The sequence below is a fragment of the Mediterraneibacter glycyrrhizinilyticus genome, assembly GCF_015560805.1.
GTDB classification, from domain to species: domain Bacteria; phylum Bacillota; class Clostridia; order Lachnospirales; family Lachnospiraceae; genus Schaedlerella; species Schaedlerella glycyrrhizinilytica_A.
Genome location: NZ_JADMSO010000001.1, coordinates 236,916 through 259,089, shown reverse-complemented (window position 1 = coordinate 259,089; position 22,174 = coordinate 236,916). Strand labels below are relative to the sequence as shown.

At 43.5% G+C, this 22,174-nt stretch carries 35 protein-coding genes; all 35 read right to left on the bottom strand.

The window, feature by feature from the left end; all coding sequences use genetic code 11:
* Positions 1-72: 72 nt before the first annotated feature.
* Positions 73-2,694 carry a bifunctional acetaldehyde-CoA/alcohol dehydrogenase gene (gene adhE, locus I2H87_RS01280; RefSeq protein WP_009267253.1) on the bottom strand — a complete coding sequence of 874 codons (2,622 nt, stop codon included), beginning with the start codon at positions 2,692-2,694 and terminating at the stop codon, positions 73-75.
* A 251-nt stretch (positions 2,695-2,945) separates the two neighbouring features.
* Positions 2,946-4,010 (bottom strand): DUF6033 family protein, encoded by a 1,065-nt coding sequence (locus I2H87_RS01275; protein ID WP_009267254.1) that lies wholly within the window; start codon positions 4,008-4,010, stop codon positions 2,946-2,948.
* An 83-nt stretch (positions 4,011-4,093) separates the two neighbouring features.
* Positions 4,094-4,708, bottom strand: coding sequence for an alpha/beta fold hydrolase (locus I2H87_RS01270; protein WP_009267255.1), 615 nt, complete (start codon positions 4,706-4,708; stop codon positions 4,094-4,096).
* Positions 4,709-4,729: 21 nt separating this feature from the next.
* Positions 4,730-5,671: a hypothetical protein gene (locus tag I2H87_RS01265; protein WP_195609125.1), complete on the bottom strand. Its 942-nt coding sequence runs from the start codon at positions 5,669-5,671 to the stop codon at positions 4,730-4,732.
* 129 nt (positions 5,672-5,800) lie between these two features.
* Positions 5,801-6,337, bottom strand: a complete 537-nt coding sequence (locus I2H87_RS01260) for a bL17 family ribosomal protein (protein ID WP_009267257.1) — start codon at positions 6,335-6,337, stop codon at positions 5,801-5,803.
* A 119-nt stretch (positions 6,338-6,456) separates the two neighbouring features.
* The gene (locus tag I2H87_RS01255; protein WP_009267258.1) at positions 6,457-7,416 is read right to left on the bottom strand and encodes a DNA-directed RNA polymerase subunit alpha; all 960 of its coding nucleotides are present in this window, start codon (positions 7,414-7,416) and stop codon (positions 6,457-6,459) included.
* Between the two features lie 97 nt (positions 7,417-7,513).
* On the bottom strand, positions 7,514-8,107 hold the full coding sequence (gene rpsD / locus I2H87_RS01250; protein ID WP_009267259.1) for a 30S ribosomal protein S4: 594 nt from the start codon (positions 8,105-8,107) through the stop codon (positions 7,514-7,516).
* 89 nt (positions 8,108-8,196) lie between these two features.
* Positions 8,197-8,592: a 30S ribosomal protein S11 gene (gene rpsK, locus I2H87_RS01245; protein ID WP_009267260.1), complete on the bottom strand. Its 396-nt coding sequence runs from the start codon at positions 8,590-8,592 to the stop codon at positions 8,197-8,199.
* 46 nt (positions 8,593-8,638) lie between these two features.
* A complete protein-coding gene (gene rpsM, locus I2H87_RS01240; protein WP_009267261.1) occupies positions 8,639-9,007 on the bottom strand; it encodes a 30S ribosomal protein S13 in 369 nt (122 codons plus the stop codon).
* Between the two features lie 436 nt (positions 9,008-9,443).
* Entirely contained in the window at positions 9,444-9,557 is a 114-nt protein-coding gene (gene rpmJ / locus I2H87_RS01235) for a 50S ribosomal protein L36 (protein ID WP_003497809.1), read from the bottom strand.
* A gap of 189 nt (positions 9,558-9,746) precedes the next feature.
* The gene (infA, locus tag I2H87_RS01230; protein ID WP_004074886.1) at positions 9,747-9,965 is read right to left on the bottom strand and encodes a translation initiation factor IF-1; all 219 of its coding nucleotides are present in this window, start codon (positions 9,963-9,965) and stop codon (positions 9,747-9,749) included.
* The gene (locus tag I2H87_RS01225) at positions 9,952-10,176 is read right to left on the bottom strand and encodes a KOW domain-containing RNA-binding protein (protein ID WP_009267263.1); all 225 of its coding nucleotides are present in this window, start codon (positions 10,174-10,176) and stop codon (positions 9,952-9,954) included. The genes infA and I2H87_RS01225 overlap by 14 nt, the downstream gene beginning before the upstream one ends.
* 3 nt (positions 10,177-10,179) lie before the next feature.
* Positions 10,180-10,824: an adenylate kinase gene (locus I2H87_RS01220; RefSeq protein ID WP_117550707.1), complete on the bottom strand. Its 645-nt coding sequence runs from the start codon at positions 10,822-10,824 to the stop codon at positions 10,180-10,182.
* A gap of 113 nt (positions 10,825-10,937) precedes the next feature.
* The gene (secY, locus tag I2H87_RS01215; RefSeq protein ID WP_022152126.1) at positions 10,938-12,290 is read right to left on the bottom strand and encodes a preprotein translocase subunit SecY; all 1,353 of its coding nucleotides are present in this window, start codon (positions 12,288-12,290) and stop codon (positions 10,938-10,940) included.
* Positions 12,290-12,730 (bottom strand): 50S ribosomal protein L15, encoded by a 441-nt coding sequence (rplO, locus tag I2H87_RS01210; protein WP_009267266.1) that lies wholly within the window; start codon positions 12,728-12,730, stop codon positions 12,290-12,292. Before rplO ends, secY begins: the two co-directional genes overlap by 1 nt.
* Before the next feature lie 26 nt (positions 12,731-12,756).
* Positions 12,757-12,936, bottom strand: a complete 180-nt coding sequence (rpmD, locus tag I2H87_RS01205; protein WP_009267267.1) for a 50S ribosomal protein L30 — start codon at positions 12,934-12,936, stop codon at positions 12,757-12,759.
* Between the two features lie 66 nt (positions 12,937-13,002).
* Positions 13,003-13,512 (bottom strand): 30S ribosomal protein S5, encoded by a 510-nt coding sequence (gene rpsE, locus I2H87_RS01200; protein ID WP_009267268.1) that lies wholly within the window; start codon positions 13,510-13,512, stop codon positions 13,003-13,005.
* Between the two features lie 15 nt (positions 13,513-13,527).
* The gene (gene rplR / locus I2H87_RS01195) at positions 13,528-13,896 is read right to left on the bottom strand and encodes a 50S ribosomal protein L18 (protein WP_009267269.1); all 369 of its coding nucleotides are present in this window, start codon (positions 13,894-13,896) and stop codon (positions 13,528-13,530) included.
* Between the two features lie 17 nt (positions 13,897-13,913).
* Positions 13,914-14,456 (bottom strand): 50S ribosomal protein L6, encoded by a 543-nt coding sequence (rplF, locus tag I2H87_RS01190; protein WP_009267270.1) that lies wholly within the window; start codon positions 14,454-14,456, stop codon positions 13,914-13,916.
* A 225-nt stretch (positions 14,457-14,681) separates the two neighbouring features.
* Positions 14,682-15,083, bottom strand: a complete 402-nt coding sequence (gene rpsH, locus I2H87_RS01185) for a 30S ribosomal protein S8 (protein WP_009267271.1) — start codon at positions 15,081-15,083, stop codon at positions 14,682-14,684.
* A gap of 148 nt (positions 15,084-15,231) precedes the next feature.
* The gene (locus I2H87_RS01180; RefSeq protein WP_009267272.1) at positions 15,232-15,417 is read right to left on the bottom strand and encodes a type Z 30S ribosomal protein S14; all 186 of its coding nucleotides are present in this window, start codon (positions 15,415-15,417) and stop codon (positions 15,232-15,234) included.
* An 11-nt stretch (positions 15,418-15,428) separates the two neighbouring features.
* Positions 15,429-15,968 carry a 50S ribosomal protein L5 gene (rplE, locus tag I2H87_RS01175; protein ID WP_009267273.1) on the bottom strand — a complete coding sequence of 180 codons (540 nt, stop codon included), beginning with the start codon at positions 15,966-15,968 and terminating at the stop codon, positions 15,429-15,431.
* Positions 15,969-15,991: 23 nt separating this feature from the next.
* Entirely contained in the window at positions 15,992-16,303 is a 312-nt protein-coding gene (rplX, locus tag I2H87_RS01170; protein ID WP_009267274.1) for a 50S ribosomal protein L24, read from the bottom strand.
* 14 nt (positions 16,304-16,317) lie between these two features.
* Positions 16,318-16,686 (bottom strand): 50S ribosomal protein L14, encoded by a 369-nt coding sequence (gene rplN, locus I2H87_RS01165; RefSeq protein WP_004847511.1) that lies wholly within the window; start codon positions 16,684-16,686, stop codon positions 16,318-16,320.
* A gap of 42 nt (positions 16,687-16,728) precedes the next feature.
* Positions 16,729-16,986 carry a 30S ribosomal protein S17 gene (gene rpsQ / locus I2H87_RS01160; protein WP_009267275.1) on the bottom strand — a complete coding sequence of 86 codons (258 nt, stop codon included), beginning with the start codon at positions 16,984-16,986 and terminating at the stop codon, positions 16,729-16,731.
* A gap of 69 nt (positions 16,987-17,055) precedes the next feature.
* Positions 17,056-17,256 carry a 50S ribosomal protein L29 gene (gene rpmC / locus I2H87_RS01155; protein ID WP_009267276.1) on the bottom strand — a complete coding sequence of 67 codons (201 nt, stop codon included), beginning with the start codon at positions 17,254-17,256 and terminating at the stop codon, positions 17,056-17,058.
* Entirely contained in the window at positions 17,246-17,683 is a 438-nt protein-coding gene (rplP, locus tag I2H87_RS01150; RefSeq protein ID WP_009267277.1) for a 50S ribosomal protein L16, read from the bottom strand. Before rplP ends, rpmC begins: the two co-directional genes overlap by 11 nt.
* The gene (gene rpsC, locus I2H87_RS01145) at positions 17,683-18,339 is read right to left on the bottom strand and encodes a 30S ribosomal protein S3 (protein WP_009267278.1); all 657 of its coding nucleotides are present in this window, start codon (positions 18,337-18,339) and stop codon (positions 17,683-17,685) included. The genes rplP and rpsC overlap by 1 nt, the downstream gene beginning before the upstream one ends.
* Positions 18,340-18,353: 14 nt before the next feature.
* Entirely contained in the window at positions 18,354-18,740 is a 387-nt protein-coding gene (rplV, locus tag I2H87_RS01140) for a 50S ribosomal protein L22 (protein WP_009267279.1), read from the bottom strand.
* A gap of 31 nt (positions 18,741-18,771) precedes the next feature.
* Positions 18,772-19,053: a 30S ribosomal protein S19 gene (gene rpsS, locus I2H87_RS01135; RefSeq protein ID WP_009267280.1), complete on the bottom strand. Its 282-nt coding sequence runs from the start codon at positions 19,051-19,053 to the stop codon at positions 18,772-18,774.
* Between the two features lie 24 nt (positions 19,054-19,077).
* Entirely contained in the window at positions 19,078-19,920 is an 843-nt protein-coding gene (gene rplB, locus I2H87_RS01130) for a 50S ribosomal protein L2 (protein ID WP_009267281.1), read from the bottom strand.
* 158 nt (positions 19,921-20,078) lie between these two features.
* On the bottom strand, positions 20,079-20,378 hold the full coding sequence (gene rplW / locus I2H87_RS01125) for a 50S ribosomal protein L23 (protein ID WP_009267282.1): 300 nt from the start codon (positions 20,376-20,378) through the stop codon (positions 20,079-20,081).
* Positions 20,378-20,998, bottom strand: a complete 621-nt coding sequence (gene rplD / locus I2H87_RS01120; RefSeq protein ID WP_009267283.1) for a 50S ribosomal protein L4 — start codon at positions 20,996-20,998, stop codon at positions 20,378-20,380. Before rplD ends, rplW begins: the two co-directional genes overlap by 1 nt.
* Before the next feature lie 30 nt (positions 20,999-21,028).
* Positions 21,029-21,712, bottom strand: a complete 684-nt coding sequence (gene rplC / locus I2H87_RS01115) for a 50S ribosomal protein L3 (RefSeq protein ID WP_009267284.1) — start codon at positions 21,710-21,712, stop codon at positions 21,029-21,031.
* Between the two features lie 104 nt (positions 21,713-21,816).
* The gene (gene rpsJ / locus I2H87_RS01110) at positions 21,817-22,134 is read right to left on the bottom strand and encodes a 30S ribosomal protein S10 (protein ID WP_009267285.1); all 318 of its coding nucleotides are present in this window, start codon (positions 22,132-22,134) and stop codon (positions 21,817-21,819) included.
* Between the last annotated feature and the right edge of the window lie 40 nt (positions 22,135-22,174).

Sequence of the window (22,174 nt, the reverse complement as noted above, 5' to 3'; positions counted from 1 at the left end):
TATTTATCCTCCGCGTACAAAAGGACTTGCGCCCTTTATTCACGGATCGTACGCTTTTTCCTACGCTGGTCTTTATTTTCCGTAGTAGCATTTCAGGTAGATTTCTTTGATCTCCTTGAAGAGCGGGTATCTCGGGTTTGCTCCTGTACACTGGTCGTTAAATGCCTGCTCTACCATGTCATCCAATGTATCGAGGAAGTATTTCTCATCGATTCCGTACTCTTTGATGCTCTTCTTGATTCCGATCTTTTCTTTGAGGTCTTCCAGTTTTGCAAGGAAGTTTTCAAATACTTCATCGTCGTTCTTTCCGGTACATCCTGCGAAGCGTCCAAGCTCTGCGTATCTTGCTTTTGCGTGCGGATACTGATACTGAGAGAATGTTCCCATCTTTGTCGGAACTTCCGCCGCATTGTAACGCATTACTTCTGTCAGAAGCACTGCATTTGCAACACCGTGCGGCAGGTGATGGAACGCACCCAGTTTATGTGCCATGGAGTGATTCAGTCCGAGGAATGCATTTGCAAATGCCATACCTGCCATACAGGATGCGTTTGCCATTTTCTCTCTTGCGATCGGATCGTTTGCTCCGTTCTCATATGCGGACGGCAGATAATCAAATACTGCTTTCACCGCTTTGAGCGCCAGACCGTCTGTGTAATCCGATGCCATGATCGAAACATATGCCTCGATCGCATGTGTCATAACGTCGATACCTGAAGCACTTGTCAGTCCTTTCGGCTGTGTCATCATGTTGTCCACGTCTACGATCGCCATGTTCGGAAGAAGCTGATAATCTGCCAGCGGCCATTTTACGCCGGTCTCTGCGTCTGTGATGATCGCGAACGGTGTCACCTCGGAGCCTGTTCCTGAAGAAGTCGGGATCGCTACAAAATAAGCCTTTGTCCCCATCTCCGGGAATGTATAAACTCTCTTGCGGATGTCCATGAAATCCATCGCCATATCTTCAAAGTTTGCTTCCGGATGCTCGTACATTACCCACATGATCTTTGCGGCATCCATCGCAGATCCACCGCCGAGCGCGATGATCGTATCCGGTTCAAATGCACGCATCTGATCTGTACCAAGACGTGCACACTGCAGTGTCGGGTCCGGAGCTACTTCGTAGAAACATGTGTGCTGGATTCCCATTTCGTCCAGTTTCGCCTCGATCGGAGCTACATATCCGTTCTTGTACAGGAAAGAGTCTGTTACGATAAATGCTTTTTTCTTATGCATGATCGTTCCAAGTTCATCCAGTGCAACCGGCATACAGCCTTTCTTAAAGTATACTTTCTCAGGTGTTCTGAACCAAAGCATGTTCTCTCTCCTCTCGGCAACGGTCTTGATGTTCAGCAGATGTTTCACTCCTACGTTTTCAGATACGGAGTTTCCGCCCCAGGATCCGCATCCGAGTGTCAGTGACGGAGCCAGTTTGAAGTTGTAAAGATCTCCGATTCCACCGTGTGAGGATGGTGTGTTGATCAGGATACGGCATGTTTTCATTGCAGCCGCATGTTTTGCGATCTTCTCTTTCTGTGCAGGATGTACATACAGGGAAGCGGTATGTCCGTATCCGCCGTCTGCTACAAGCTGCTCTGCTTTTGCAAGCGCCTCGTCAAATGTCTTTGCTCTGTACATTCCGAGTACCGGAGACAGTTTTTCGTGTGCAAATTCTTCGGAAATGTCTACGGACTCTACTTCACCGATCAGGATCTTTGTATCTTCCGGTACATTGACTCCTGCCATTTTTGCGATCTCGTATGCAGATTTTCCCGGGATTTTGCTGTTCAATGCGCCGTTGATGATGATCGTTTTACGAACTTTGTCCAGCTCGTCGCCTTTTTTCAGGAAGTAGCATCCGCGGTATGCAAATTCTTTCTTCACTTCGTCATAAATGCTGTCCAGTACAGTTACTGACTGCTCGGATGCACAGATCATACCATTGTCAAATGTCTTGGAATGGATGATGGAGTTTACTGCCATCTTCACATCTGCTGTATCGTCAATGATGACCGGTGTATTTCCTGCTCCTACTCCGAGAGCCGGTTTTCCGGATGAATATGCTGCTTTTACCATTCCCGGTCCGCCTGTTGCGAGGATGATGTCTGCCTCACGCATAACGGTGTTGGTCAGTTCCAGTGACGGAGCGTCGATCCATCCGATGATCCCCTCCGGAGCGCCTGCTTTTACTGCCGCGTCCAGAACAACTTTTGCTGCCGCGATCGTGCAGGCTTTTGCAGCCGGATGCGGGCTGATGATGATCGCATTTCTTGTCTTCAGACAGATCAATGTCTTGAAGATCGCTGTGGATGTCGGGTTTGTTGTCGGGATAACTGCTGCCACCAGACCGATCGGCTCTGCAACTTTTTTGATTCCGAATGCCTCGTCCTCTTCGATCACGCCACATGTCTTTGTGCTCTTATATGCATTGTAAATATATTCTGCTGCGTAGTGGTTTTTGATCACTTTGTCTTCCACGATACCACGCTGTGTCTCTTCCACTGCCATTTTTGCAAGCGGAATACGCTGTTTATTTGCCGCCATAGCAGCTTCATAAAAAATCTTATCTACCTGTTCCTGTGTAAATGTAGCAAAAACTTTCTGCGCCTCGCGCATTGCTTTCATTTTTGCTTCCAGTGTTTCTACACTATCTACGACTGTCGGCACAACTGCCGCTTCTTTCTGCTTTGCCATGTTCATTTCCTCCTGAATCATTTTCATGAATGGAACTTTTTCTTTAATACGTGTTTAGTATAATGCATTTGTTAATTATTTGTCAATACTTTTTTGTTAAAAATATAACGTTATTTTTTTAACGTTATTATGGATATTGACGGAATCCGTAACGCACTTTTGTACATTGACGATGTAAGGTCTGTGGATCTTGCTGAGAAAAAATGCGTGCGTAAGAAACCCTTTTGTTGTTTCTTACGCACGCATTCTTTTTATACACTACTATTAATGACACCTGTGGAAACAATACTGATCTCCCCGCCACTTCCGCCTGTAAGTGCTGTCTGCGGAACCGTTGTTACAGCCGAAGCCGAAACCGACGCCGCTCCCACTCCTAATGCTGCAACCGACGCATACTGTTCACTGATCTGCCTGTATCGTTCGTCATTTACAGACGGTTTTCCAAAAATATCATCGAATGAGGCTGTCTGACAATGTTCCTGCGCTTTACGGGCAATCTTTTTTTTGCGGAGCTGCTCTGCCAACTGACGTTCCAACGCAGCTTTCTTTCGTTTCTCCGCCAGACGTTCCGCTCGAAACAATCGTTCTTCCTTATGCAGCCTCGCAATTTTAATATTCCCATTTCGTATCACATTTTTGATCTTCCGTATGATGACTGCCGCCTCTTTTGGATCTGAAATTTTCAACTTTACTTTTCCAATTTCACTTTGACTTGCCGCAATCACACCTCTGACACTTGTAACATTCTTTGCGTTGGCAAGGCGCATCATATGACGGCTTTGTGAATATTTGTAAGGAATCTCATATATATTCTTTTTTTCCGTCGTTGAAGAAAAGGATGATGTCGTCGATTCTGTCTCATGTTTTGGAATCCAGTATGTTTCTTCCGGAATTTCTTCCATATTCGTCCATTTGGAGACTTCCCCATTTTCGTCAAGCACCAAACCCATTCCATTTAATTTCTTCCCTGACAGATAAGCTTCTATCATAGAATTTTCTTGATACTTCGATAGTGACGATAAAATTTCTTTTACTTCTGTATACAGCTTTTCGTCCTCTGCCATTTTATTCAGTAACTCTTTCGAGATCGCAACATGATTCATTCCCGGTTTCGACATCGCATATTCTTTCAGTTGAGAATCATTTTTGAAATCAACAAAATCAAACTGAATATTTTTATAATTATTTCTCAATTCTTCCATCAACTTTTCCGATGTAGAAAGTTCTCTCGTTCTCTTTTCTTCCGGTTGAATCGATCTGGTTCTCACTAGATTTCGAGTTGAAAAATCATTGGGAATTGTTTCCTGAATTTTCATGATCCTGCTCCTTTCCTCCATTTTTCCGATACATAGTCCTATATATTTTATCGGCAGATTTTTCAAAAAGGAAAGGTTAAAAATCATCTCCAGGAATCCAAAATCTCCGCCAAACCTTTGGGATTCTCTTCATTCACAATGTGCCCGGTATTTTTTATCACTTTCAACTCTGCATGTGGAATGTTCTCTGCGAGATAATATGCGGATTTCTTATTGGCGCTGTCCTTTTCCCCGCATAGTACCAGTGTCGGACATTGCACCATTTTGACTTTATCCGTAAAATCCAGTTCCCTCATGGAATTTGTCAATACGGAGGTTGCATTTTTATCAAAGACCATACCATCAAACATGGATTTTGGGAAAAAACGGAAAATCACGTTTTGAACGGAGAGCATAAATTTCGGTATTTTGTGCGGAGTGCCGATCAGAACCAGTGACTTCACTTTCTCGGGAAACTTCAAAGAATAATCCAACGCTAAGACGCCTCCCAGTGAGAGACCGCATAGATGAATCTGCTCTTCAAACTGATTGCAATATTCTGCAAATGCAGAACATAAATTAGGATAACTGGCTTCTTTTCCGTTCAAGATCGCCGATAAATCCGGGCATACAATATCCTGTTTATTTTTCATATATGAAATTGTCTCTTCCCAACTTGCTGCCGTATGTCCCATACCGTGTACAAAAATAAATTTCATCGGTCTCACCTTTTCTCTGCTTTACATCTCCTCAAATGCTTCCGGCATCTCGATGGTCTGACATTCCGGTGAATAGCGATACTGCTGATGGCAGACGATTTTCGGATAATCATATTGCCCGACGAGTTCCTCGATCTTCTCGGAATGTTCTTTCATCACATTGACGTAATACTGAAACGTATAATCCCGCTCGATCTGTACCATTACGTCATTGTTATCCACCCATACGAAAAATTCTTCCGCATCCTTGTTGAAACTTTCTTTTAAAAGACGGTACACCTGTGGATAACTTGCTTTTAATTCCAACACATCCAAACCGTTGGCGCTGATCGCCTTACGGAATTCAAAGTCACTTTCCTCACCGCTTTTTTCCTGTCTTAACGTATTGCGTACGCGTACCTTGTATTTCCGGCATGTCATGCCGCCCACATCTTCCGTGTCTTCTTCCTTGATGCTCAGAAGATAATCCGGATTTTCCAGATACCCATAAGAAATGAAATCCGTCATACCTTTGATCTGCTGTTTTCCGTATGTTTTAGCGCCCTCATATTTCAGCCACCGATCCAGAAGAGCTGTGCGCAGCCCCTCGCCGTCCGGAATATAAACAGGAGAAATGCCGCGGGAATACACTTCAATATCTTCTTTCGTATAGTCGATGATCTCTTTCTTATCCGCTTTCATGGTCTGGAATTTCTGATGTTCAAAATCGTGGACCATTTTCACATCATACTGCGGATCCCAAAGCTCTTCCTCCGCAAGATCCCGGTAAACCCATGTATAACACTCCATACGATCTGCATTTTTTACGGACGAAAGAATCTTTTCCGTTGCCATTTCCACTTCTTTCTTGTTCTCTCCAAGTAAAAAGCGGCTGCTTAAAAGATTCCAGAACGCATAAAGCAATCCGATCCCCATAATTATGATAAAAACAATTTTTCCGATATTTTGATACTTCTTTTTCACAATCCCGCCCCCCTCAGAGAAACCTTATACACATTAGAATAGCATTTTCCACATTGAATGTAAAGAAAGAGCATCATTCCATTTCTTCCGAAAATGAAACAATGCTCTTTCCACATGATCAATTTTTAATTAAACAAGTTCGATCAGAACTTCCATTGCCGCATCACCTTTACGCTGACCGATCTTAACGATTCTTGTGTAACCACCGTTACGATCTGCATATTTCGGTGCGATCTCTGAGAACAGCTTATCTACGAGATCAACTTCTTTTGTATTTTTCTTTCTTCCTGCTACTGCAGTCGGAACTTCTTTTACAGGATAGAGAACTTTCAGCATCTCTCTTCTTGCATGAAGTCTGCTCGGCATATCTTTCTTGATCGTTTTTTCAACTTCGTCGTAAACAGTTACTTTCTTTCCGTCTACTACTTCTTTCACTCTCTTGCCTTCGCTGTCTTTACGAGCAACTTTTGCTTTTACAGTTACTTCTTCAAAGTTGTCTTTCTCTTTTACAGCCATAGCGATGAGACCTTCAGCGATCTTGCGGATCTCTTTTGCTTTCGCTTCTGTTGTAACGATCTTTCCGTTGTTCAGAAGTGCTGTTACCTGGTTTCTAAGCAGAGCCTTTCTCTGGCTTGCTGTTCTTCCGAGTTTTCTATATTTTGCCATTTTCATTTTCCTCCTACATTTGGTTATGCAATCTTCGGGCTTATTAATCAAATGCTCCCGCCGTACTCATCGGGCTTACCGACAGGATATTTAAGTATTAAGCAAATATTCTCCGGCTCCTACTCGTCGCCTGAGTTTAGTTCTAAGTTGAGTTCTTTCAATTTGGCAAGTACTTCTTCCAGAGACTTACGTCCGAGGTTTCGTACTTTCATCATATCTTCCGGTGTCTTGTTCGTGAGTTCTTCAACGGTGTTGATTCCTGCTCTCTTCAGACAATTGTATGAGCGGACGGACAGTTCAAGTTCGTCGATGCTCATCTCCAGAACTTTCTCTTTCTCATCGTCTTCTTTTTCGATCATAACTTCCGCTGCCTGTGCAACTTCGGACAGATCGATAAATAATTTCAGATGTTCGCTGAGTACTTTCGCAGCAAGGCTGACAGCCTCGTCCGGAAGTAATGTTCCCTTAGTCCATACGTCCAGTGTCAGTTTGTCATAGTCAGTGATCTGACCGACACGCGTGTTCTCTACTGTCAGGTTCACACGCTCTACCGGTGTATAGATGGAGTCGATCGGGATCACGCCGATCGGCATATCTTCACTCTTGTTCTTGTCTGCGCTCACGTATCCTCTGCCTTTTGTAATGGTAAGTTCCATATACAATTTGCTGTCTTTGCCGCCGCTTAAAGTGGCAATGACCTGCTCAGGATTCATAATCTCAATATCAGAGTCTGCCTGGATGTCAGCGCCTGTTACAACGCCCTCACCCTCAAATTCGATATATGCAGTCTTCACTTCGTCTGATTCAGATGTGTTTTTGATCGCAAGAGACTTTAAGTTCATGATGATCTCTGTCACATCTTCTTTTACACCCGGAATAGAACTGAATTCATGAAGAACCCCGTCAATCTTTACAGAACTGATCGCAGCTCCCGGAAGTGAAGAAAGCATGATTCTTCTCAGGGAATTGCCGAGAGTCGTTCCGTATCCTCTTTCCAGAGGTTCTACAACAAAACGTCCATATTTCTTATCTTCTGAAATCTCTGTAATTTCAATATTAGGTTTATTAAAATCAAACACTACACAGACCCTCCTTATGGGTTAATATATGTTGAGGGGATACGATATACCAATGCACAAGACACGTTTCCGCGCCTTGCGCACTGATTGGATTCTATTATTTAGAATACAACTCGACGATCAGCATCTCGTCAACCGGAACATCGATCGCTTCACGCTTCGGAAGTTCTTTTACTTCACCTTTCAGGTTCTCAGCATCTACTTCCAGCCAATCCGGAATCATGTTTCCGCCTGTTACTTCAAGAATGTCTTTGTATCTCTGGCATCCTTTGTGTTTCTCTTTGATTTCAATAACGTCTCCTGCTTTTACAAGGTAAGACGGGATATTTACCTGTTTACCGTTTACAAGTACGTGTTTGTGATCAACGATCTGTCTTGCTTCTTTTCTTGTTCTTGCAAATCCCATACGGAACATTACGTTGTCCAATCTGGATTCTAGAATGGTCATCAGGTTTTCACCTGTCATTCCTTCCATCTGTTTTGCTTTTGCGTAGTAGTTTCTGAAAGGTTTCTCCAGAACTCCGTAGATGAATTTTGCTTTCTGTTTCTCACGCAGCTGAAGACCATACTCGCTCATCTTTCTGTTGGATCTTTTCAGCTGTCTGTTGGATTTTTTATTAATTCCTAAATAGATCGGGTCCATGCCTAATGAACGGCATCTTTTAAGAACTGGAACTCTATTTACTGCCATAGTTATGCTTCCTCCTATATGATTACATTGCAGAATATCTGCAACTCACTTCGTTACCTCTATCTGACCTGCCTGCAATTCGTCTTCGATTAGACTCTTCTGCGTTTCGGCGGGCGGCATCCGTTGTGCGGTACCGGAGTAACGTCTTTGATGCTTACTACGTCAATACCACATGCCTGAAGTGCACGGATCGCTGCTTCTCTTCCTGATCCAGGTCCTTTTACGAAAACATCTACTGTCTTCAGACCGTGCGGCAGAGCTGCTTTTGCTGCTGTTTCTGCTGCCATCTGAGCTGCATATGGAGTAGATTTCCTTGAACCTCTAAATCCAAGACCGCCTGCACTTGCCCATGAAAGAGCATTTCCCTGTGCATCTGTTAATGTTACGATCGTATTATTAAAAGATGACTGGATGTGAGCCTGTCCCCGTTCAACGTTTTTCTTGACACGTTTTTTTGTCACTTTCTTTGTAACTTTCTTAGCCATTTAAACTAACCTACTTTCTTCTTTCTACAAAATTGGTTTACAAGTTTTATTTCTTCTTGTTTGCTACTGTTCTCTTCGGACCTTTACATGTTCTTGCGTTCGTCTTTGTCTTCTGACCACGAACCGGAAGTCCTTTTCTATGACGGATTCCACGGTAACATCCGATTTCTTTCAGTCTCTTGATGTTCAGCTGGATCTCTCTTCTCAGGTCACCTTCTACAACCTGAGATGCGTCGATGATCTCACTGATCTTCTTTACATCTTCCTGAGTCAGATCTCTTACGCGAGTGCTCGGATCGATTCCTGCCTCTGCTAAGATACGGTTTGCGCTTGTTCTTCCAATTCCATAAATATAAGTCAAACCGATTTCTACACGTTTGTCTCTTGGTAAGTCTACACCTGCAATACGAGCCATGTGTCTTTCCTCCATTTTCTTTTTGTCTCTGTTTGCTTTGCCAGTCTGACTGGCTTGGCGTGTTACATATTGTCCCTAACTGGGGTTTCCCGACATGATCTTTCGAGGTCGGTACCGCCCAGGCATGCTACCATGCCCTTTCCCGGCACGGTTCTTTTTTATATACCGCTCTTTCTCCGGGTATTATAAGCAATATACATTCTGCATCCGACGGTTTCTTCAAACCGGATTTTCCTGCTGTGAATGCCAGGTCCTCTCATGTATCGGCATGGGAATATGCCGTACAGCCCAAATGCAGCGAACACCGACTCTACCGGTACCTGTGATAGTCGCCTGGTGTAACCTTACTGTATATTAAACAGTCTACACACCGCCTGGTGTGTCGCACTGTCAGCCGCCTAATTTTGTTGCACAAATTCTCCTCAAAACTAATAAATTAGCCCTGTCTCTGTTTGTGCTTCGGATTTTCGCAGATTACGCGGATACTTCCTTTTCTCTTGATAATCTTGCATTTTTCACAGATTGGTTTTACTGATGATCTAACCTTCATGTCAAATCCTCCTTCCATCCTTTGCTGAATCCTTATGCTACGGATATTTTTGGACACACCTACCCAAAAACAACCATTTGATATTATAACGCCTAATTCATCGCAAAGTCAACACCTTTTTGTGTTATTGATTCACAATTTTGCATCTTTTTTATACTGTTTCGTTGTTTTATTTCACTATATCGATATTTATTTGTCTCTCCAGACAATTCTACCTTTGCTGAGGTCATACGGAGACATTTCCAAAGTTACCTTGTCTCCCGGCAAAATCTTAATAAAATTCATACGCAGTTTTCCGCTGATATGCGCCAGAACAATGTGTCCGTTCTCCAACTCAACTTTAAACATCGCATTCGGCAGTTTTTCAACTACGACTCCTTCGATTTCGATTACGTCAGCTTTTGACATGCTTAATCCTCCCGTGCGCTTCGCACTTTACATTTCCTGTTTTCTTTATTACCTGAATATGTTTCCGGTTCTTTTTCTTGATCCGGCGGGTTCCCTCCTCGAGAGAGTCCGCCAGATATACATATTCATCATTGACAGATCTTATAACATATATACAATCCTTATCCCGCCCGGCTTTCGATCTGGCGAGCATTCCCGGCTTCAGTTCCATTGACTACGCTCCCAGGATCTTTACGATCTCGCCGAACACATCTTCGATCTCGATCGTGCCGTCTACTTCTTTTAAGATTCCGGCATTTGTATAGTAGTCGATCAGCGGCTGTGTCTGGTCATGATACACACCGAGACGCTTCTTCACCGTCTCCGGTTTGTCATCATCGCGCAGGATCAGGCTGCCGCCGCATTTGTCGCAGACTCCGTCTTCTTTGGTCGGAGCATACACAATATGATACGTTGCTCCGCAGTCCACACAGGCTCTTCTTCCTGACATACGGTTGACGATGTTCTCATCCGGAACTTCCACATTGATCGCGTAGTCCATCTTTTCTCCCATCTCGGCAAGCGCATGATCCAGAGCTTCCGCCTGCGGGATCGTTCTCGGGAATCCGTCCAGCACATAACCGTTTTTGCAGTCGCCCTGCTTCACGCGGTCGGCAACAAGATCTACGACCAGTTCATCCGGAACGAGAAGTCCCTGATCCATATATCCTTTTGCTTTCTGACCGAGTTCGGTTCCGTTCTTGATATTTGCCCGGAAAATGTCTCCTGTTGAAATGTGCGGGATCGCATATTTCTCGGCAATTTTCTTCGCCTGTGTACCCTTGCCGGCACCCGGTGCGCCTAACATAATAATCTTCATATTGTGTAACCCTCCTTTATATGTATTTGCTGTCATCTTTTTAGTACGCCGGAACGCACATTAACCCGTCGCACCTGTCTTTTGATCCGGACAGGTACAACGAGCTAAATCTCTTAGTATCCAAGGAAACTGTTTTTCATTGAATTTCCTTTGTTGTTCAAAAATCCCGTATAGTTGCGTACAAGCATCTGGGATTCGATCTGCTTGATCGTCTCAAGCACAACACCTACGATAATGATCAGGGATGTTCCTCCGAAAGAAACGTTTGCCCCGAATACACCATTGAAGAAAAATGGAATTACCTGAACGATAATCAGTCCACATGCCCCAATAAAAATAATGTAGTTCAAAATCTTCTGGAAATATTCTACGGTCGGTTTTCCCGGACGGATTCCCGGAACAAAACCGCCGCTTTTCTTCATGTTGTTTGCAATCTCCAACGGATTGAATGTGATCGACGTATAGAAATATGCAAAGAATATCGTAAGGATAATGTAGAAAATCAGCCCTATGGAATATATTAAGTTATCCGGATCACACCAGTTATTGGAGTTCAACGCCCGAAGAATCTGACTTCCGATCCCTGTTCCGTCTCCTTTTCCGAGGAATGTAGCGATGACGATCGGCGTCTGCATCAGCGATGATGCAAAGATGATCGGGATAACTCCTGCGGTGTTCACCTTAAGCGGAATATGTGAGGACTGTCCTCCGTACGTCTTCCGTCCCTGTACTTTCTGTGAGTACTGTACCGCGATTCTGCGTTCCCCATCCTGAAGAATGATGACAAATACAACAACTGCCAACAGTACAAGCAGAATGATCACTGCCGCGAGGATTCCTTTTGCCAGTGTTTTTCCACTGATGAACTGTGTATACAGCTGCACAAGATCCTGCGGTACACGGGAAAGAATATTGATCAAAAGTACGATAGAGATACCGTTTCCAACACCTTTTTCCGTAATACGCTCACCGATCCACATAAGGAATGCGCTTCCTGCGGTCAGTGTGCACACAACGATTGCCGCATTGACAAAATTAAATTCAACGAGAAGTCCCTGACGTCCGAATCCGACTGCCATTGCAGTAGACTCGATCAATGCAAGAACGACCGTCACATATCTTGTGATCGCCGCAATCTTCTTTCTTCCATCCGCACCCTCTTTCTGCATATCTTCCAGTTTCGGAATCGCGATCGTCAGAAGCTGCATGATAATAGATGATGTGATGTACGGCGTAATACTGAGAGCAAACACCGACATCTGGGTAAAAGAACCCCCGGTAAATGCATCAAAGAAATTGAATGCATCACCGGTCTGGTTCGCGAAAAAATTCTGAATAAAGGTTGGGTCCACGCCTGGAGCCGGCAATTGGGAACCAAATCTAACAACGATAAGCATCAAAAAGGTATAAAAGATTTTCTTGCGGATCTCTTCTATACGAAATGCTCTTCGCACTGTATCTAGCATTAGATCACCTCTGCTTTTCCACCAAGCGCTTCAATCTTCTCTGCAGCTTTTGCACTGAATGCATTTGCCTGAACTGTAAGCTTCTTAGTTAACTCTCCATTTCCAAGAATTTTAACACCATCTTTTGGATTCTTTACGATACCTGTCTCGATCAGAGTCTCAACAGATACTGTTGCGCCGTCTTCAAAGATTTCCAGCGCGCTAAGGTTGATGCCGATGATTTCCTTAGAGTTTCTGCATGTAAATCCTCTCTTCGGAATTCTTCTGTATAAAGGCATCTGACCACCTTCAAAGCCCGGTCTTGTAGCTCCGGAACGAGCTTTCTGACCTTTGTGGCCTTTACCGGCTGTCTTGCCGTTTCCTGAACCATGTCCACGGCCTCTTCTGAAATTATCACTCTGCTTTGCACCGTCTGCCGGTCTCAAGTTTGATAAGTCCATGACGTTACCTCCTTATCGTTTTTGATTTACGCTTCTTCTACTTTCACTAAATGTCTAACCTGCTGTACCATTCCTCTTGTAGCTGCGTTGTCCGGCAATACGACCGTCTTGTTCAGCTTCTTAAGTCCCAGAGCTTCTACTGTTCTTCTATGCTTCGGGATGGCACCGATTGTAGACTTTACCAAAGTAACTTTTAAATCTGCCATTGTTTTACCTCCTATTGGATAGGATCACGCTCTGTCCGCCAGATGCAGCAGAGCTGATACGCTATCTTAGCCTACGATCTCTTCTACTGATTTGCCGCGAAGTCTTGCAACTTCCTCCGGAGTTTTGATTCCTCTCAGTCCTTCGATTGTAGCAAGTACGACGTTCTGTTTATTGTTAGAACCTAATGATTTTGTACGGATGTTCTTGATTCCTGCAAGCTCGATTACCGCACGTGCCGGACCTCCGGCGATCACTCCGGTACCATCCGGAGCTTTCTTCAGCAATACGGAAGCGCTTCCGAATTTACCGATTGTATCGTGTGTAACGCTTTCATTCTCATCCAATACAACTTCGATCAGTTTCTTTGCTGCATCTTCTTTTCCTTTGCGGATTGCTTCCGGGATTTCAGTAGCTTTTCCTAAACCTGCACCAACATGGCCTTTTCCATCGCCAACAACAACTAAAGCTGTGAATCTCATGTTGCGACCACCTTTTACGACCTTGGTTACACGTTTGATTGATACCACTTTTTCTTCTAACTCTAACTGACTAGCATCAATACGTTCCTGTCTCATATGTGTTCTCCCTTCCTAGAAATTCAACCCAGCTTCTCTTGCTGCGTCTGCCAGTGCTTTGATTTTTCCCTGGTAAATGAAACCACCTCTGTCGAATACAACCTCTGTGATTCCTTTTGCCATTGCCTTCTCAGCGATAACTTTTCCAAGATATGCTGCAGCATCAACGTTGTTGGTCTTCTCAAGTTCTGCTTTCACGTCTTTCTGAAGAGTGGAAGCTGCAACCAGAGTGTTTCCAACTGTATCGTCAATAATCTGTGCATACATATGATTATTACTTCTAAACACAGCCAAACGTGGTCTCTCAGCTGTACCGCTGAAACGGTTACGTAATTTCATGTGTTTTTTTCTACGAACTTCACTTCTTGATTTTTTACTAACCATTTTCACACCCTCCTTAATTATTTCTTACCAGTCTTACCAACTTTACGTCTGATCACTTCATCAGCATACTTGATTCCCTTGCCCTTATATGGCTCCGGTCTTCTCTTGTCTCTGATTTCAGCAGCGTACTGGCCAACTTTTTCTTTGTCGATACCTTTTACAGTAATCTTATTCTGACCCTCCAGAACAGTCTCAACGCCCTCTGGATCGATCATTTCTACCGGATGTGAATATCCGAGGTTCAGTGTCAGTTTGTTTCCTGACTTAGCGGCTCTGTAACCTACACCGTTTACTTCCAGGACTTTCTCATATCCTGCTGTAACACCAACAACCATGTTGTTGATCAGTGTTCTTGTCAGACCGTGAAGAGATTTCATTTTCTTCAGATCATTCGGTCTTGTTACGATTACTTCTTCGCCTTCCTGTTTGATTTCCATTTCAACCGGAAGCTCTTTTGTCAGAGTTCCTTTCGGACCTTTTACAGTCACTACATTATTCTCAGCAATCTCAACAGTAACTCCTGCCGGGATTGTAATTGGCAGTCTTCCAATACGTGACATACCTTTATCCTCCTATTAACTTAGATTTTCGGAGCGGATGCTCGCCCGCTCTGTTTTCAGTTACAGTGGGGAGATTTTCTCCCCGGACTAGTTCCGTGCGCCTGAGCGCCGGTCTAAGGTAGTTCTTCTCGCTAAGCTCGACAATACCTCGACAAGCTCCAAGAACGACCTCGCACTAAGTTCAAGCTGCGCCTTTCGGCTTGCTTTCACTAAGTTGCTTTCGGTCTACCAGATAAAGCAAAGAACCTCTCCGCCTACGCCGAGTTTTCTTGCTTCTTTGTCTGTGATTACACCTTTGTTTGTAGATACGATAGCAGTTCCGAGTCCACCCAAAACTTTCGGCATATCTTCGCTGTTTGCGTATACGCGCAGACCAGGTTTGGAAATTCTCTTCAGACCGGAAATAACTTTCTCATTCTTATCTGCACCGTATTTCAGTGTGATATGAATTGTCTTAAATACTCCATCTTCTACAATGTCATACTTTGCGATGTATCCTTCATCCAAGAGAATGTTTGCGATCGCTACTTTCATCTTAGATGCAGGTACGTCTACTGTATCATGTTTAGCAGTATTTGCATTACGGATTCTTGTAAGCATATCTGCGATTGGATCACTCATAGTCATGTGGAAGTATCCTCCTTTTTTATATTTATCAATTCTATTCAAGCGCTGCCGCGCTGGGTCGGCAGTTCTTTTCGCCAGACCTGTCGATGACTGCTAAGCTCCAAGAACAACCTCGCTGTTTCCATTCGGCATTCGGAAGAATTCCGGCTTACCAGCTGGCTTTCTTAACTCCCGGGATCTGTCCTTTGTATGCCAGTTCGCGGAAGCAGATACGGCAGATACCATATTTTCTTAAATATGCATGTGGACGACCACAAATTCTGCAGCGGTTATATTCTCTTGTGGAGAATTTAGCTTTGCGCTGCTGTTTAATTTTCATAGATGTCTTAGCCATGATTTTCCTCCTTACTTTTTGAACGGCATGTTGAACTGTGTCAGCAGTTCACGAGCTTCCTCGTCAGTTTTAGCGGTTGTAACGAAAATTACGTCCATACCTCTAACCTTGTCGATTTTATCGTACTCAATTTCCGGGAAAATCAGCTGCTCCTTGATTCCAAGTGCGTAATTACCTCTTCCGTCGAACGCGTTCGGGTTTACACCGCGGAAGTCACGTACACGAGGAAGTGCAAGATTGATCAGACGGTCAACGAATTCGTACATTCTCTCGCCTCTCAGTGTTACTTTACATCCGATCGCCATACCCTCTCTGATCTTGAAGTTAGCTACGGAATTCTTTGCTCTTGTCACAACTGCTTTCTGTCCTGTGATCTTCTCAAGATCAGCAATTGCAGACTCCAATACTTTCGCATTGTCTTTTGCTTCACCTACACCCATGTTGATAACAACTTTGTCGAGTTTCGGTACTTCCATGATATTTTTATATCCAAATTTTTTGATCATTGCATCAACGATCTCATTCTGATATGTCTCTTTCAGTCTACTCAAAGTTCTGGACCTCCTTCCTTGAATTAGTCAATAACGTCGCCTGTTGATTTCGCAACACGAACCTTTTTGTCTCCATCCATCTTGAATCCGATTCTTGTTGTCTTTCCGTTGTGTACATACATAACGTTAGAGATGTCGATCGGTCCTTCCTGATGAACGATACCGCCATTCTGATTAGACATGCTCGGTTTTGTGTGCTTTGTCAGCATATTAACGCCTTCAACCAGAACTTTTCCGTCTTTTTTATTTACAGCAAGAACTTTGCCTTCTTTATCTTTGTCTTTACCGGCGATCACTCTTACAGTGTCACCCTTTTTAATCTTCATACTTGACATTCTTACGCACCTCCTTACAGTACTTCCGGAGCCAGAGAAACGATCTTCATGAAGTGTTTCTCACGAAGCTCACGAGCTACTGGTCCAAAAATACGTGTTCCACGTGGGTTCAAATCGTCTTTTATAATTACAGCAGCATTCTCATCAAATCTGATGTAGGATCCGTCTTTACGACGAGCACCTTTTACAGAACGAACAACAACCGCTTTAACAACGTCACCTTTTTTAACAACGCCGCCTGGTGTTGCATCTTTAACAGTCGCAACGATCACATCTCCGATGCTTGCATATCTTCTTGTAGAACCACCAAGCACACGGATACACAGTAATTCTTTCGCACCTGTATTGTCAGCTACTTTAAGTCTACTTTCCTGTTGTATCATGCAGGTAAACCTCCTTTTATATACTCACAAACGTAAAGCAAATTATTTTGCTTTCTCCATGATTTCTACAAGTCTCCATCTCTTGTCTTTAGAGAGCGGTCTTGTTTCCATAACTTTTACTGTATCACCTACGCGGCATTCGTTCTGCTCATCATGAGCTTTCAGCTTATAAGTTCTCTTTACGATTTTCTTATACAGCGGATGCTTAACGTGGTCTTCTACGGCAACTACGATTGTCTTGTCCATCTTGTCGCTGACAACCTTGCCAACACGAGTTTTTCTCAGATTTCTTTCTTCCACAGTTGCTACTCCTTTCAAATTCTTTTATAAAGAAGTTCTTTCACTTACTTCAAATCAACCAGCCGCCGATTAACGAGCGTTCTCTGTGATCAGAGTCTGGATACGAGCAATATTCTTTCTAACTTCTTTGATTCTGCTTGTGTTATCTAACTGATTTGTTGCATTCTGGAATCTCAGGTTAAAAAGCTCTTTCTTAGCAGCTACTAATTCTTCATTCAATTCCTCTACGGATTTTCCTCTTAATTCGTTTACAAATGTATTAATTTTCACTGTTATCACCGCCTTCTAATTCTGCGCGAGAAACGATTTTGCATTTGCAAGGTAATTTGTGCATTGCAAGACGAAGCGCTTCTCTTGCTACTTCTTCAGATACGCCTGCGATCTCGAACATTACACGACCTGGTTTTACTACTGCTACCCAGTACTCTAATGCACCTTTTCCGCTACCCATACGAGTTTCTGCTGGTTTTGCTGTTACCGGTTTATCTGGGAATATTTTGATCCAAACCTTACCGCCACGTTTGATGTAACGTGTCATGGCAACACGGGCTGCCTCGATCTGGTTGGAACGGATCCAGCATGGTTCTGCTGCAACGATACCATATTCACCATAAGAAATCGTGTTACCTCTCAGAGCTTTGCCCTTCATAGTACCACGGAACTGTTTACGACGTTTAACTCTTTTTGGCATTAACATTATTTATCGCTCCCTTCCTTGTTCCCTTTAGTCGGAAGTACTTCGCCTTTGTAAATCCAAACCTTTACACCGACTTTTCCGTAAGTTGTGTCAGCTTCTGCGAATCCATAATCAATGTCAGCTCTCAGTGTCTGAAGCGGAATTGTTCCCTCGCTGTAAAACTCTGTACGAGCCATATCAGCTCCGCCGAGACGTCCTGCAACTGCTGTCTTAACTCCAAGCGCTCCGGACTTCATCGTTCTGGACATGCAGGATTTCATAGCACGTCTGAAAGAAATACGGTTCTCAAGCTGCTGAGCAATGTTCTCTGCTACAAGCTGAGCGTCTTTGTCCGGTCTCTTTACTTCTTTGATGTCAACGATAAGCTTCTTGTCTGTGAACTGTGCCAGTTCAGCTTTTACTTTTTCGATCTCAGAACCGCCTTTACCGATCACAACGCCCGGTTTAGCAGTATATACGATGATCTTCACGCGGTCAGAAGCTCTTTCGATCTCGATCTTGGAGATTCCGGCACTGTATAATCTTTTCTTCAAAAATGTTCTGATTTCATGGTCTTCCACAAGGTTATCTGCGAAATCTTTTTCTGCATACCATTTGGAATCCCAGTCTTTGATAACTCCGACTCTTAAGCCATGAGGATTAACTTTCTGTCCCATTGTGTTCCTCCTTCTTATCTTTCATTCAGCACGATGGTGATGTGGCTCATTCTCTTTTCGATTCTGTAAGCTCTGCCCTGTGCTCTCGGTCTGATTCTCTTCATTGTCGGTCCTTTATTTGCATAACACTCTTCAATATAAAGGTTTTCTGCGCTCATACCGTTGTTGTTCTCAGCATTTGCGATTGCTGATTTCAATAATTTCTCTATTACGCTTGACGCATATCTCGGGTTGTAAGCCAAGATACCAAGCGCTGTCTGTACATCCTTGCCTCTGATTGCATCCAAAACGTAGCATGCTTTCTGAACAGATACTCTAGCATAAGAAATCTTAGCTGATGGTCTTGTATCCTTCTGCTCATTTCTTTCTCTCTTGATCTGCGATCTATGTCCTTTAGCCATGGATGAACCCTCCTTTCAAAATCTCGATTTATTATCTAACTCTGGACTTCTTCTCGTCTTTTCCATGTCCTCTGTATGTTCTGGTTGCAACGAACTCTCCGAGTTTGTGTCCAACCATATCTTCTGTAACATATACCGGCACATGTTTTCTTCCGTCATGTACGGCAAAAGTATGCCCTACGAATGACGGGAAGATTGTAGAACGACGTGACCATGTCTTAATAACTGATTTATCACCTGCAGCGTTCATAGCGTCTACTTTTTTCAGTAAGCTTTCATCTGCAAATGGTCCTTTTTTAAGTGAACGAGCCATAAGTTCTAACCTCCTTGCGAACAATTATTTGATTGCTTTACCATCTCTTCTTCTTACGATCAGTTTGTTAGAAGATTTGTTTTTCTTACGTGTCTTCAGACCGAGTGCAGGTTTGCCCCATGGTGTACACGGACCCGGGCGACCGATACCAGTCTTACCTTCACCACCACCATGCGGATGGTCATTCGGGTTCATAACGGAACCACGAACAGTAGGTCTGATTCCCATGTGACGTTTACGTCCTGCTTTACCAACGTTGATCAGGTTGTGTTCGCCATTTCCTACAACACCGATAGATGCTCTACAAATGATCGGAACCATTCTCATTTCACCGGACGGAAGTCTCAGTGTTGCGTATTTTCCTTCTTTAGCCATCAACTGTGCGCTGTTTCCTGCGGAACGAACAAGCTGTCCGCCTTTTCCCGGATAAAGCTCAATGTTGTGGATCTGTGTACCAACCGGGATTTCAGAAAGCGGCAAGCAGTTTCCTACTCTTACTTCTGCTTCCGGTCCGTTCATAACTTTCATACCGTCTGTCAGTCCTTCCGGAGCGAGGATGTATGCTTTCTCTCCGTCAGCGTAGCAGATCAGTGCGATGTTAGCAGATCTGTTCGGATCGTACTCGATACCGATTACAGTTGCCGGAATTCCATCTTTTCTTCTCTTGAAATCTACGATTCTGTATTTTTTCTTAGCTCCGCCTCCGCGGTGTCTTACTGTAATTTTACCCTGATTATTACGACCAGCTTTTCTGCTCTTAGAATCCAACAGAGATTTCTCAGGAGTTGTCTTTGTGATCTCAGAGAAATCAGAACCAGTCATCTGTCTTCTGGAAGGTGTATATGGGTTATAAGTTTTGATTCCCATTACTGTCTCTCCTTTCGTTTGCTCTAATTATTTGTTATCACGGATTTGCACCGTATACATTGAGCACTTAGCGAGGTATCCCCCGAGCTTAGTGCGAAAGTACACCCGGTCCGCTTAGCGAGGTATTCTCGAACTTAGCGGCTGTGGTGTTTCCTATTTTACAGTCCCTCGAATATTTCGATATCTGCGCTGTCTTCTGTCAACTGCACGATTGCTTTTTTCGCTTTTGCAGTTTTTCCGAATGTCATACCACGTCTCTTTGTTTTTCCATCAAGATTCATGGTGTTTACGCTTTTTACTTTTGTTCCGTTGAACATTTTTTCAACAGCTTCTTTTACCTGATTTTTTGTAGCTTCTGTATGAACCATGAATGTATATTTCTTGTCAGCCATCAGCTCCATGCTTTTTTCGGTGATAACCGGTTTCAGGATTACATCATAATATTGAATGTTAGCCATTATGCGTACACCTCCTCGATTGTTGCAACAGCAGCTTTCGTAGCGATTACTGTGTTGTATTTCAGGATGTCAAATACGTTGATCGTATTGGTACGTGCTGTTTTCACATTTGCGATATTTCTTGCGGAAATCTCTACATTTGTGTTACCGTCTTCCAGTACAACCAATGCTTTATTTACGTTCAGGTTGTTCAGAACTTCCTGGAATTTCTTTGTTTTGATCTCATCGAATTTGATCTCGTCAACTACGATAAATTTGTTCTCTGCTACTCTGGATGAAAGTGCAGATTTCAGAGCTGCTCTTTTTTCTTTTTTGTTCATCTTGAAAGAGTAGTCTCTCGGTACCGGAGCAAATACAACTCCGCCGCCTGTCCACTGTGGAGCTCTTGTTGAACCCTGTCTTGCATGACCTGTTCCTTTCTGTCTCCACGGTTTTCTTCCGCCACCGGAAACTTCAGAACGTGTTTTTGCTTTCTGTGTTCCCTGACGTTTATTTGCAAGCTGGCTTACTACTGCCATGTGTACAAGGTGTTCATTCACCTCAACACCAAATACAGCATCGTTCAGATCGATTGTACCAACTTCTTTACCTTCGATATTATAAACAGATACGTTTGCCATCTGTGTGTTCCTCCTTTCTACGATGTCAGACTATTTTGCAGCCTTTACTGTTTCTTTGATTGTTACGAGACATTTCTTCGGTCCCGGTACAGAGCCTTTTACCAACAGCAGATTGTTCTCAGCATCAACTCTTACAACTTCCAGATTCTGTACAGTAATCTGCTTGTTACCCATCTGACCTGGCATCTTCTTTCCTTTGAATACTTTACTCGGATCGGATGCCGCCCCATTGGAACCTGCGTGACGGTGGAACTTAGAACCGTGAGTCATAGGTCCTCTGCTCTGTCCGTGACGTTTGATTGCTCCCTGGAAACCTTTACCTTTGGAGATTGCTGTTGCGTCAATCTTATCTCCTGCTTCGAAGATGTCGGCTTTGATTTCCTGAGCCAGTGTGTATTCTTCAGCGTTCTCAAATTTGAACTCTTTTACATATCTCTTACCGGAAACGCCAGCTTTATCAAAGTGACCTTTTTCCGCTCTAGTCACACCATTTCTGTGTGCGATTTCTTTTTTGCCGCTCTTGTCTTTTGTGACAATCTTTTCTTTCTTGTCAACAAAACCAACCTGAACTGCGCTGTAACCATCGTTCTCTACTGTTTTAACCTGTGTTACTACACAAGGACCAGCCTGAAGAACTGTTACCGGAATCAATGTTCCGTCTTCGTTGAAGATTTGAGTCATTCCGACTTTAGTCGCTAAAATAGCTTTCTTCATTATAACTACCTCCTGTAATTTACAGCGGAACGCCGCATGGACGTTCATCCTAAATATTAGGAATTACTGTTTCTTAATTAAATGTTTCTGCCTTGCTAAGTGTTTTACTTATTTTTCATCTTGATGTCGATGAACACACCTGCCGGCATTTCCAGTCTGGACAGTGCATCAACTGTCTTCTGGGTTGGTGTAATGATATCGATGAGTCTCTTATGAGTTCTCTGCTCGAACTGCTCTCTGGAGTCTTTGTATTTGTGTACCGCTCTCAGAATTGTTACAACTTCCTTCTTAGTCGGAAGTGGCACTGGACCGCTCACCTGTGATCCGTTCTTTTTTACAGTTTCGATGATTTTCTTTGCGGATGCATCTACCAGCTGGTGATCATACGCTTTCAATGTGATTCTCATTACTTGACTTGCCATAAAAAAAGTCGCCTCCTTTTCGTACTTTTAAACTCAGTAC